The following is an 11,538-nucleotide window of genomic DNA, read 5'->3' on the forward strand; positions in this document are numbered from 1 at the left end:
AATCAGGTTACACAGACTCGACTCGCACTGTAACGTGTTCTACCAAGCACTTGCTAGGCAGAAGGGTTTGCGCATGTCACGCACCATCGCAGCGGCGCTGCGCGACGCCGCAGAGCGGTTCGGCAAGCACACCGCCGTGGTCGACGGCGACCTGCGGATCAGCTACGCGGATCTGCACGGTCGCGCCCGCGACGTCGCCCGGGCGTTCCTCGCGGAGGGGATCCGACGGGGCGACCGCGTCGCCGTCTGCGCGCCGAACGGACACGAGTGGATCGAGGCGGCGCTCGGCGCCGCGTACATCGGCGCCGTCCTGGTCCCCGTCAACACCCGCTACACGGGTCCGGAGATCGTCGACCTGCTGGTGCGCACGCGGGCACGGGGCCTCGTCGTGGCGGGCCCGTTCCTCGGAGTGGACCGGCTCGAGCTCGTCATCGCGACCGCCGGCGGCCTCCCCGGCGACATCGCCGCCGTCCTCCGCCTGCCGGAGTGGGACGGTGTCGCGGCACGGGGTGCACGGATCGCCGACACCGAGCTCGACGGTGCCGCCGCCGCGGTCACACCCGACGACCCGTCGGACATCTTCTTCACCTCCGGCACCTCCGGCCGCAGCAAGGGCGCGATGAGCACCCACGCGCAGACCCTGGCGAACGCCGCGAACTGGGCGGAACTGGTGGGCGTCACGGAGGCGGACCGCTACCTCATCGCGAGCCCGTTCTTCCACATCTTCGGCTACAAGGCCGGGGTGCTCGCCGCGCTCCAGTTCGGCGCGACCATCTACCCGGCGCAGACCTTCGACGTCACGGCGGCCTTCGATCTCATCCAGCGGGAACGGATCTCGATCCTGCCCGGCGTGCCCACCGTGCACCAGATGCTGCTCGACCACCCGGATCGCGCGCAATACGACCTGTCGAGCCTGCGCGCCGCCACCACCGGCGCGGCCACGATCCCCGTCGTCCTGATCGAGCGCATGCGCGCCGAACTGTACGAGCGCGTGCTCACCGCCTACGGCCTCTCGGAGGCCCCCGTCGTGACGATGTGCCGGGCGGACGACGGCCCGGAGGTGATCGCCAGGACCTCCGGCCGGGCGGTGCGCGACATGGAGGTGCGGATCGCGGACGACGGGGAGATCCTGGTGCGCGGCCCCAACGTGATCGCCGAGTACTTCGAGGATCCCGAGGCGACGGCCAAGGCCTTCGACGCCGACGGCTGGTTCCACACCGGCGACGCCGGATCGATGGACGATGCGGGGAACCTGCGGATCACCGACCGCATCAAGGACATGTTCACCAACGGCGGGTTCAACGTCTACCCGGCGGAGATCGAGCAGGTGATCGCCCGGATCCCGGGCGTCGCCGAGAGCGCCGTGGTCGGCGTCCCCGAGCCGCGCCTCGGCGAGGTCGGCAAGGCCTTCGTCGTGCTCACCGCCGGACGTGAGCTGACCGAGGACGCCGTGATCGAGCACTGCCGGGAGTTCCTGGCCAACTTCAAAGTCCCCCGCAGCGTGGAGTTCGTGAGCGAACTACCGCGCAACGCGACCGGAAAGGTGCTCAAGCGCGTCCTGCGCGGCGAGCCCGCCCCTGCAGCAGGAGAGAAGCGATGACCAACAGCACGCCCGGCCCCGACGCGAACACCGAGGCGGAGGTGGTGACCTATGAGGTGCGCGGCCCCGTCGCCGTGGTCACCCTGAACCGTCCCGAGTACCGCAACGCACAGAACTCGGCCATGACCTACGCGCTCGACGCCGCCTTCGTGCGCGCGGTGGAGGACCCGGCGGTCAAGGTGATCGTGCTGGCGGGCAACGGGAAGCACTTCTCGGCCGGGCATGACATCGGCACGCCGGGCCGCGACGTCGACCAGCACTTCGAGAACAAGGCCGTGCTCTGGTGGGATCACGTGGGTCGCGAGGGCGGCGACCAGCGCTTCGCGCGCGAGTCCGAGGTGTACCTCGGCATGTGCCGGCGCTGGCGGGAGATCCCGAAGCCCGTGATCGCCTCGGTGCAGGGCGCCTGCATCGCGGGCGCGCTGATGCTGGCGTGGAGCTGCGACCTCATCGTCGCCTCCGACGACGCCTTCTTCTCGGACCCGGTGGTGCGCATGGGCATCCCCGGCGTCGAGTACTTCGCGCACCCGTGGGTCATGGGTCCGCGGGCCGCCAAGGAGTTCCTGTTCACGGGTGACCGCTTCTCGGCGCAGCAGGCCAAGGAGTGGGGCATGGTCAACCGCGTCGTGCCCCGCAGCGAGCTCGAGGAGGAGACGCTCGCGCTCGCCGAGCGGATCGCGGACATGCCGAGTTTCGGCCTGGCACTGACGAAGAAGGCCGTCAACCAGTGCGAGGACCTCATGGGCATGCGGGCCGGCATGGACTCGGTGTTCGGCCTGCACCACTTCGCGCACGCGCACAACGCCGAGGTCTCCGGCGGCGACTCCCTCGGCGGGCAGAGCGCCAAATCGATGGCGTCCGGGGCGCGCAGCGCGACCGGCGACTCCGCGCGGAAGGCCGAGTAGTGGACCTCGAGTTCGACGACGCCGACGTCGCGTTCCGCGACGAGGTGCGCGCCTGGCTCGCCGCGAACGTGCCGGCCGAGCCCCTCCCCTCCTTCGACACCACCGAGGGCTTCGCCGCGCATCGCGCGTGGGAGGCGAAGCTCGCCGACGCCGGGCTGGCCGCGGTCTCCTGGCCGGCCGAGTTCGGCGGGCGCGACGCGACGATGCTGCAGTGGGTGATCTTCGAGGAGGAGTACTACGCCGCGGGTGCACCGCTGCGGGTGAACCAGAACGGCCTGTTCATGCTGGCGCCCACCCTCTTCAGCCACGGCACCGACGAGCAGCGCGCCCGGATCCTTCCGGCGATGGCCCGCTCGGAGCGGGTGTGGGCGCAGGCCTGGTCGGAGCCGGAGGCGGGCAGCGACATCGCCTCGCTCCGCTCGACCGCGACCCGAGTCGACGGGGGCTGGAAGCTCTCGGGCCAGAAGACGTGGAGCTCCCGCGCCGCCTTCGCCGACGGCGCCTTCGGCCTGTTCCGCAGCGAGCCCGGGTCGGAGCGCCACCGCGGTCTGACCTACCTGATGTTCGACCTGCGTGCGCCGGGGGTGACCGTGCGTCCGATTCCCCAGCTCGACGGCGAGCCCGGCTTCGCGGAGATCTTCCTCGACGAGGTCTTCGTGCCCGACGCCGACGTGATCGGCGAGCCCGGCCAGGGCTGGCGCGTCGCGATGACGACGGCCAACAACGAGCGCGGTCTCTCATTGCGCAGCCCGGGTCGCTTCCTCTCGGCCGCCGACGCCCTCGTCGACCTGTGGGAGCGCGAGGACGGCGACACCTCCAGCGCCGACGCGCAGCGCGTCGCCGACGCCTGGATCGGGGCGCGCGCGTACCAGCTGTACACCTTCGGCACCGTGACCCGCCTTCAGGACGGCGGCGAGCTCGGCCCGGAATCGAGTGTGAACAAGCTGTTCTGGAGCCATCTGGACGTGGCGCTCCACGAGACCGCCCTCGACCTGCTCGGCCCGCGCGGCGAACTCACCGGCGAATCCGCTCCCGACGAGGGTCGCTGGCCGGCCGGCTATCTGTTCTCGCTGGCGGGCCCCATCTACGGCGGCACCGACCAGATCCAGCGCAACACCATCGCCGAGCGTCTCCTCGGCCTACCTCGGGGAGCCCGATGAGATTCGCACCGTCGCAGGAGAACGCGGCCTTCACGGAGTCGCTCGACGATCTGCTCTCGCGGGCCGGCGTGGTGGTCGCTGCCCGCGCGTGGGCCGACGGCGACAACGGCCCCGGCCGGAAGGTCTGGGCGGCGCTCGCCGACCTCGGCGTGACCGGCCTCGCGATCCCGGAGGAGCACGGCGGCGTCGGCGGCGACCCCGTGGACCTCGCCGTCGCCTTCCAGGCCTTGGGCTATCACGGCGTGCCCGGACCGATCGTCGAGTCCATCGCCGTGCTGCCCGCGCTGCTCAGCGACCCCGGGCACCTCCGTGCCCTCGCGGACGGCGCGATCGGCACCGTCGCCCTCGCGCCGCGCACCCCGTTCCTGCTCGACGCCGACGTCGCGGACCTCCGCTTCGTCGTGGGCGCCGACGGCGCGATCGCGACGGTGGAGGCACCGTCGACCGCCCCTCTGGGCTCGGTCGACCGGACCCGGCGCCTCTTCCCCCCGCAATTGAACGACGTTCTGGAGGGAGAAACCCCAGGTCGCAATCTCCAGAACGTCGTTCAATCGGGCGAGGTGGCGGGGGCGTTCGCGGTGGCGGCGCAGCTGCTCGGCGCCGGGCGGCGGCTGCTGGACGACACCGTCGAGTACGCGAAGGCCCGCGCCCAGTACGGCAAGGCGATCGGCGAGTACCAGGCGATCAAGCACCTCCTCGCCGACGTGGCGACGCGGCTCGAGCTGGCGGCGCCACTCCTGAGCGGAGCGGCCGTGGCGCTGTCGGGCAACGCCTCCCGCGGCGTCGATCTCGATCCCGCGCGCGACGTCGCGGCGGCGCGGGTGGCGGCGGCGGACGCCGCCTACCTGGCCGCGCGGACCGCGCTCCAGGTGCACGGCGCGATCGGCTACACCGCGGAGTACGACCTCGGCCTGTGGATCACCAAGGTCCGGGCCCTGCAGTCGGCGTGGGGAACCCAGGCCGAGCACCGCGCGACGGTGCTCGACGCGGTCCGGAAGGCGGCGCGATGAGCTCGGAACTGGACGATCTGGCGGCCGCGGTCCGCAGCGTCATCGACCGGCGGTGGTCGCCGGCCGCGCTGCGCGCCGCGATCGATTCCGCCGAGGGCTACGACCGCGGCCTGTGGTCGGTGCTGTGCGAGCAGGTCGGCGTCGCCGCGCTGGCGGTCCCCGAGGCGCACGACGGCGTCGGCGCGGGGGTGCGCGCGCTGCAGACGGTGGCGGAGGAACTGGGGCGACACCTGGTCCCGTCGCCCTTCCTGGGCTCCGCTGTGCTCGCGACGGCGCTGCTGGCCGACACCGACGAGGCCGAGCTGTTGACCGGTCTCGCGAGCGGCGAGCGGATCGCCGCCGTCGCCTTCGCCGGCGACGACTTCGCCGCACGCCCGATCACCGCGACCGACGGGCGACTCACCGGGACCGCGCGATTCGTCCTCGACGGTGACTGCGCCGACGATCTGCTCGTCGTCGCGGGCGACGAGCTGTACCTCGTCGACGGCTCCGCGACGACCCGCAGGCACACCCCGTCGATGGACCCGACCCGGCGGTTCGCGGAGGTGGCCCTCGACGGTCCACCCGCCCGCCTCCTCCGGGACGGCGCGCGCGCCGCACTGGTCCGCGCGCTCGACGTCGCGTGCGCGGTCCTCGCGGCCGAGCAGGCCGGCGCGGCGGCGCAGGCCCTCGCGATCACCGTCGAGTACGCGGGCTCCCGAGTGCAGTTCGGTCGGCCGATCGGCTCCTTCCAGGCCCTCAAGCACCGGATGGCGGACATGTTCGTCCTCGTCGAGTCGGCCCGGTCCGCGGCCCTCGCGGCGGGCGAGGCCCTCGACCGCGGCGACGAGGACGCGGCCCTTGCGGTCGCGACGGCGAAGGCCTACTGCTCCGAGGCGTTCAGCGCCGTCGCGGCCGAGATGATCCAGCTGCACGGCGGGATCGGCATCACCTGGGAGCACGATGCGCACCTGTACTTCAAGCGCGCGCACTCCTCGTCGCAGCTGTTCGGCGATCCGGCGCACCACCTGGCCCGCCGGGAGCTGGCGCATTCCTGAAACATGTTCTTGCCGGACCTCCGGACGCAAGGTACTTTCGTAGACGAACTACTTGCGAAAGGAAACGCGGATGTCGGACACCACGCGCACGGACGGCGACACCTGGACCATCACGACCAGCGTGGGCTTCACGGCCCTGCTGGTCGCCGCGGCGCGGGCCGTGGAGACCGAGCGCGCCGACGCGCTCGCGCGCGACCCGTTCGCGCGGGTCTTCCTCGAGGCCGCGGGCGATCCCCGGGCCATCGCGTTGGCCGACGCCGGTGACGACGCGGGCAATCCGATGGCCGCGACTCGCCACCTCGGCGTGCGCACCCGCTACTTCGACGACTTCGTGGCGGCCGCGGTCGCGGCGGGCGAGCGGCAGATCGTCATCCTCGCGGCGGGACTGGACTCCCGCGCCTACCGGCTCGACCTGCCCGCCGACACCGTCGTCTACGAGCTCGACCAGCCGGAGGTCCTGGCGTTCAAGGAGTCGACGCTCGCCGAGCGCGGCGCGGCGCCCGCGGCCGGGCTCCGGCACGTGCCCGTCGACCTGCGCGACGACTGGCCTGCCGCGCTGCAGTCCTCCGGGTTCGACGGTGCCGAACCGACGGCGTGGCTCGTGGAGGGCCTGCTCCCCTACCTCCCCGCCGCAGCGCAGGTACTGCTCTTCGAGCGGATCGTGGAACTCTCCGCGCCGGGAAGCCGGGTCGCCGTGGAGGGCCAGAACGGACCGCTCGACCTCGACGGCTTCCGCGCGATCACGGAGAAGTACTCGCAGAAGGGGAATCCCCTCGGCGACTTCGACGTGACGTCGCTGTTCGTCGCCGACGAGGACCGTTCCGATCCGGCCGAATTCCTCACCGCGCAGGGCTGGACCGTCACCCGGGCGGGGAACCCGGTGGAACTGGGCCGCAGCTACGGCGTGCAGGACACCGTCCCCGCGGACGCGTCGCTCATGGCCGATACGATCGGCTACTTCACCGCGGCGCTGCCCGCCGACTGAGTCACCGTGCGGCGGAGTGGTACTCCGAGTTCGGCCGCATGTCGACCGCCGAGGCGAGCCGGTTGGTCATGTTGAAGAAGGCCGCGGTGTTGGCGATGTCGTAGACGTCGCGGTCGGTGAACCCGGCGTCGCGGAGCCGCTGCCGGTCGGGCTCGTCGATCTTCGACGGGGCCTCCGTGAGCTTCTCCGCGAACTCGAGCATGGCCCGTTGCTTCGCCGGCAGCTCCGCGGCGCGGAAGTTCATCACCAGCATCTCGCCGAGGACCGGGTCGCCCGACAGCTCCCGCACGGCCGCGCCGTGCGCGGTGAGGCAGTAGAAGCACTTGTTCACCGAGGACACGACGACGGCGATCATCTCGCGCTCGAGCTTGCTCAGGCCCGAATCGCCGAGCATGAGGTCGTTGTAGGTGTCGCTGAAGGCGCGCAGTTTGGCCTCGTCGAAGGTCAGCGACTGCAGGACGTTCGGCACCATGCCGAGCTTCTCGCGGCAGATCTCGAAGTACTTCCGCGTGCCCTCGCTCAGCTCGCCCGCGGGCAGGTCGAGCGCGGTGATCCGCTCCGTCATGTCATCTCCTCGTACGTCCGCCACTACCCTCTCTGACTACCAGGTGGCCGGCGCCGGCCCCGCCCGTTCGACGAGATCGGTACCGCCGCACCTATCCTGGGGTCCATGGCCTTCCACGCTCTGGAGCACGTCGCGGCCGCGAAGGGCGCGCGCCTGCGAGCCGTGACCGCGGAGACGCAGGGCAGTGACTACGAGGCCTGCACGGCCGATATCGACGGGGCCCTGTGGCGCGTCCGCACAGCGCGGATCACGCCCACGAAGCCGGGGGCGTTCGTGGCGGTGTGGCGGCGCGGGCCGGACGGCGAGACCGAACCCTTCGACGCCGGCGATCCGACCGCGGGCCTGCTCGTCCTCGTCCCCGACGGTCCGCGCTTCGGCGCCTTCGCGTTCCCGGGCGAGGTGCTCTGCGCGCTCGGCGTGTACTCCTCCTCGAGCTCAGCGGGCAAGCGCGGCTTCCGGCTCTATCCCGCATGGTCCACCGGGCTCAACCCACAAGCCGAACGTACCCGCGCAGCGCAGGCGCCGTACTTCGAGCAGGTCGACTGACCTGCGCTCACGTGCGCGCGGGCTCAGATCCAGTCGTCGCCGACGGGCCAGGTGAGGAACGAGTCCAGCGACAGGGTGCGCGGGAGGGCCTCGCCGGGATCGGTCACCGTCTGCGTGTAGCGGCCCTTGTAGAAGAGCAGCGGCCGCCCGGCGTTCGGCGCGCTGAGCTCGAGCACCCGGCCGATCACGATGTGGTGGTCGCCGCCGTCGTGCACCGTCTCGACGGCGCAGTCGATCCAGCTGAGCGCACCGTCGAGCAGCGGCGAACCGGTGCGCGAGGGCTTCCACGCGACCGCCCCGAACTTGTCCGGGTGCCGAGAGCCGAAGACCGAGCTGACGTCCTGCTGGCCCTCGCCGAGCACGTTGACGGCGAACCGCCCGGTGCGCTCGATGGTGCGCCACGCGCCCGAGGTCTTCATGGGGCAGAACAGGACCAGGGGCGGGTCGAGGGACAGCGCCGAAAAGGACTGGCAGGCGAAGCCCACCGGCCCCTCGTCGTCCGCGGCGGTGATCACCGTGACGCCGGTGCAGAAGTGCCCCATCGCGGTGCGGTAGTCGAGCGGTTCGATCACGGGGGCGGTCATCACTGCTCCTTGAAGCCGATGGAGAAGTCGTGGCCCCAGAGGCTGACCGCGGTCGACTCCCGTGCGATCCAGTCGTCGTTCTCGACTTCGAGCCCCTCGCAGCCGAACTCGATGTCGAAGCCGCCCGGCGTCTTCATGTAGAAGGACAGCATCTTGTCGTTGATGTGCCGGCCGAGGGTGGCGGACATCTTGACCTTCTTGCGGTTCGCGCGATCCAGCGCCAGGCCGACGTCGTCGGAGTTCTCCACCTCCACCATGAGGTGGACGATCCCCGTCGGGTTGGGCAGGGGCAGGAAGGCGAGCGCGTGGTGGCGCGGGTTGCAGCCGTAGAAGCGCAGCCACGCCGGGTCGCCGTCCGCGGGGCGCCCCACCATCTGCGGGGGCAGCCGCATGGAGTCGCGGAGCCGGAAGCCGAGCACGCCCTGGTAGAACTCCTGCGCCGCAGCGTCGTCCGTGCAGGTGAGCACGACGTGGCCGAGCCCCTGTTCGCCGGTGACGAACCGGTGGCCGTACGGGCTGACGAAGCGTCGGCCGAGGTATTGCGCACCGTGGAAGGCCTCGAGCGTGTTGCCCGCCGGATCCTGGAAGCGGATCAGGCCCTCGACGCGGCGCTCCGTCTTCTCGTCCTTGGTGCCCTCCTCGAAGGCGACGCCCGCGGCGCTGAGGGTGTCGCGGAGCTCCTGGAGCCCGAGGGCGTCGGTGACCTCCCAGCCGGAGACCAGCAGCCGGTCCTTCTCGCCGGGCACGATCACCAGGCGGGCCGCGAAGTCGTCCATGCGCAGGTAGAGCGAATCGGGGTCGTTGCCCGTTCCCTCCATCATCCCGAGCACCTTGAGCCCGTACTCGCGCCAGGCCGCCATGTCGGTGGCCTCGATGCGCATGTACCCGAGGGCCTTGATCGCCATCTACCTGTTTCTCCTTGTCAGCCGGCCAGGAAATCGGCCGTGAGCCGGTTGAACTCGTCGAACTTCTCGAGCTGCGCCCAGTGGCCGCACTGCCCGAAGACGTGCAGCTGGGCGCGCGGGATCTGCTTGAGCGCGAGCAGGGCACCGTCGAGCGGATTGACCCGGTCCTCGCGGCCCCAGATCATGAGCACGGGCTGGCGCAGCTTGTAGGCGTCGCGCCAGAGCATGCCCTTCTCGTAGTCCGCGGACGCGAAGGATTTGCCCATGGCCTTGAACGCGGCGATCGCCTCGGGGTCGAGCGCGAGCTCGAAGCGCTCCTCGACGAGCTCGGGCGTGATCATCTTCTGGTCGAAGACCATGATCCGCAGGAAGTCCTCGAGCCGCTCCTTGCTGGGAGCGGCGTAGAACTTCTGCAGGGTGCGCAGGCCCTCCGTGGGGTCCGGCGCGAAGGTGTTCACGCTGAGGCCGCCCGGGCCCATGAGCACGAGCCGGCCCGCCCGCTCCGGGAAGTCGAGAGCGAACCGCACCGAGGTGCCGCCGCCGAGCGAATTGCCCACCAGGTGTACGCGTCCCGTGATGCCCAGCGTGTCCAACAGGCCCGCGAGCGCCGTCGCGCTGTGCACGAAGTACTGCGGGTGCTCGGTCGGCTTGTCGGACCGGCCGAAGCCCGGCTGGTCGACGGCGAGCACGTGGAAGCGCTGCGCCAACACCGGGATGTTGCGCCCGAAGTTGCTCCACGAGGAGACGCCGGGGCCGCTGCCGTGCAGCAGCACGACGGTGCCGTTGGCGCGGTTCTCCTCGCCGGCCTCGTGATAGTGCAGCGTGAGGCCGGCCGCCGTGGTGGCGAACTTCCCCTCCTTGAGGACGTCCACGTCCGTGTCCGGCATGCCTAAACCATCCCGTCCATGACGGGCAGGCCGAACTCGCCGGTGCCGAACATCTTGTAGGCGCGCTCGGGATCGTTCGCGGCGTGCACCCGGCCGGCGTGGGCGTCGCGCCAGAACCGCTGGATCGGCGTGCCCTCGGCCAGCGCGCGGCCGCCCGAGTTCTCGAACATGCGGTCCACGGCGAAGATCGCCCGCTCGGTGCCGCGCACCTGGTCGCGACGGACCTTGAGGCGCAGGTTGAACGGGATCTTCTCGCCGGCCTTGACCAGCGCGTACTCCTCGTTGATGTTGGAGATCAGCTGGAGCCACGCCGCGTCGATCTCGCTGCCCGCCTCCGCCACGCGGACCATGGCGAACGGATCCTCCTTCGCGGACTCGCCCGCGTAGGCGGCGCGCACACGCTTGCGCTGATGCTCGACGTGGGCGTCGTAGGCGCCCTGCGCCATGCCGATGATCGGGGCGGTGATCGTGGACGGGTGCACCGAGCCGAAGGGCAGTTTGTAGAGCGGGCTGGTGTTGACCTCCTGGCCGGGCCCCTTGCACTTGCTGACCAGCTGGAAACTGAGGGCGCGGTGCGCCGGGACGAAGACGTCGTCCACCACGATGTCGTTGCTGCCGGTGCCGCGGAGGCCGACGGTGCGCCACACGTCGTTGATCGTGTAGTCACTGATCGGCACGAGGTAGGTCAGGAAGTCGACCGGCTTGCCGTCCTTGAACGCGGGGCCGCCGAGCAGCGCCCAGGTGCCGTGGTCGCAGCCGGAGGAGAAGCTCCACTTGCCCGAGAGGCGGTAGCCGCCCTCGACGATCTCCGACTTGCCCATCGGGGCGTACGACGAGGAGATCAGCGTGTCCTGGTCCTCGCCCCACACCTCCTGCTGCGCGCGGTCGTCGAAGAGGGCCACGTTCCACGGGTGGATGCCGAGGATCGAGGAGACCCAGCCGGTGGAACCGCAGGCGCTCGCCAGCATCTTGACCGCGGTGTAGAACGCCACCGGATCGGCCTCGAAACCGCCGTAGCGCTTCGGCTGCAGCAGGCGGAAGAAGCCGCTCTGCTGCAGCGCCTTGATGGACTCGGCCGGGATCCGGCGCGCGTCCTCCGTCTCCTGCGCCCGGTCCCGGAGGGTGGGCAGCAGCTCCGCCACCTCAGCCAGCACCGCGTCGACGCTCTGATCGCTCATCTTTCCTCGCCTCCTGAAGACCCTCTGGCGAACTCCGAAGCCCGCCGTTGGAATCGATACTAGAACACGTTCTCATTTTCTGACGCGAAACGCTACATCAAAGGTTCGGATCCACCTATCTTGCTGTTGTAACCGGTTTCGAGACCGTCCGAGGAGAGCCATGCCCGAGAGCCGCC

General features: G+C 70.8%; 12 protein-coding genes. 7 read left to right on the forward strand and 5 right to left on the reverse strand.

Features of this window, described 5'->3' with window-relative positions; genetic code table 11:
* The first annotated feature begins 73 nt into the window (after nt 1-73).
* From LB823_RS03455 to LB823_RS03480, 6 genes are all read left to right on the forward strand, one after another.
* On the forward strand, nt 74-1,600 hold the full coding sequence (locus LB823_RS03455) for a FadD3 family acyl-CoA ligase (protein ID WP_224645372.1): 1,527 nt from the start codon (nt 74-76) through the stop codon (nt 1,598-1,600).
* Complete coding sequence (locus tag LB823_RS03460; RefSeq protein ID WP_224645373.1) at nt 1,597-2,505, forward strand: enoyl-CoA hydratase; 909 nt, start codon at nt 1,597-1,599, stop codon at nt 2,503-2,505. Before LB823_RS03455 ends, LB823_RS03460 begins: the two co-directional genes overlap by 4 nt.
* Nucleotides 2,505-3,665, forward strand: coding sequence for an acyl-CoA dehydrogenase family protein (locus LB823_RS03465; RefSeq protein WP_224645374.1), 1,161 nt, complete (start codon nt 2,505-2,507; stop codon nt 3,663-3,665). Before LB823_RS03460 ends, LB823_RS03465 begins: the two co-directional genes overlap by 1 nt.
* Entirely contained in the window at nt 3,662-4,675 is a 1,014-nt protein-coding gene (locus LB823_RS03470) for an acyl-CoA dehydrogenase family protein (RefSeq protein ID WP_224645375.1), read from the forward strand. The genes LB823_RS03465 and LB823_RS03470 overlap by 4 nt, the downstream gene beginning before the upstream one ends.
* Nucleotides 4,672-5,712 (forward strand): acyl-CoA dehydrogenase family protein, encoded by a 1,041-nt coding sequence (locus LB823_RS03475; RefSeq protein WP_224645376.1) that lies wholly within the window; start codon nt 4,672-4,674, stop codon nt 5,710-5,712. The genes LB823_RS03470 and LB823_RS03475 overlap by 4 nt, the downstream gene beginning before the upstream one ends.
* Nucleotides 5,713-5,782: 70 nt before the next feature.
* Complete coding sequence (locus LB823_RS03480) at nt 5,783-6,697, forward strand: SAM-dependent methyltransferase (protein WP_224645377.1); 915 nt, start codon at nt 5,783-5,785, stop codon at nt 6,695-6,697.
* A gap of 1 nt (nt 6,698) precedes the next feature.
* On the opposite strand, the gene LB823_RS03485 is transcribed toward LB823_RS03480, so the two are convergent.
* On the reverse strand, nt 6,699-7,262 hold the full coding sequence (locus LB823_RS03485; protein WP_224645378.1) for a peroxidase-related enzyme: 564 nt from the start codon (nt 7,260-7,262) through the stop codon (nt 6,699-6,701).
* 105 nt (nt 7,263-7,367) lie between these two features.
* Between LB823_RS03485 and LB823_RS03490 the strand changes: the two genes are divergently transcribed.
* Nucleotides 7,368-7,808 (forward strand): MepB family protein, encoded by a 441-nt coding sequence (locus LB823_RS03490; RefSeq protein WP_224645379.1) that lies wholly within the window; start codon nt 7,368-7,370, stop codon nt 7,806-7,808.
* 23 nt (nt 7,809-7,831) lie between these two features.
* Here LB823_RS03490 and hsaB read toward each other — a convergent pair whose 3' ends face one another.
* From hsaB to hsaA, 4 genes are read right to left on the reverse strand one after another with little or no spacing between them, the layout of a single operon-like run.
* On the reverse strand, nt 7,832-8,392 hold the full coding sequence (gene hsaB / locus LB823_RS03495; protein WP_224645380.1) for a 3-hydroxy-9,10-secoandrosta-1,3,5(10)-triene-9,17-dione monooxygenase reductase subunit: 561 nt from the start codon (nt 8,390-8,392) through the stop codon (nt 7,832-7,834).
* On the reverse strand, nt 8,392-9,297 hold the full coding sequence (gene hsaC / locus LB823_RS03500; RefSeq protein WP_224645381.1) for an iron-dependent extradiol dioxygenase HsaC: 906 nt from the start codon (nt 9,295-9,297) through the stop codon (nt 8,392-8,394). The genes hsaB and hsaC overlap by 1 nt, the downstream gene beginning before the upstream one ends.
* A 17-nt stretch (nt 9,298-9,314) precedes the next feature.
* A complete protein-coding gene (hsaD, locus tag LB823_RS03505; RefSeq protein WP_224645382.1) occupies nt 9,315-10,184 on the reverse strand; it encodes a 4,5:9,10-diseco-3-hydroxy-5,9,17-trioxoandrosta-1(10),2-diene-4-oate hydrolase in 870 nt (289 codons plus the stop codon).
* Between the two features lie 2 nt (nt 10,185-10,186).
* A complete protein-coding gene (gene hsaA / locus LB823_RS03510; protein WP_224645383.1) occupies nt 10,187-11,362 on the reverse strand; it encodes a 3-hydroxy-9,10-secoandrosta-1,3,5(10)-triene-9,17-dione monooxygenase oxygenase subunit in 1,176 nt (391 codons plus the stop codon).
* Between the last annotated feature and the right edge of the window lie 176 nt (nt 11,363-11,538).

This window comes from Tsukamurella sp. M9C, assembly GCF_020169415.1.
GTDB lineage: Bacteria > Actinomycetota > Actinomycetes > Mycobacteriales > Mycobacteriaceae > Tsukamurella.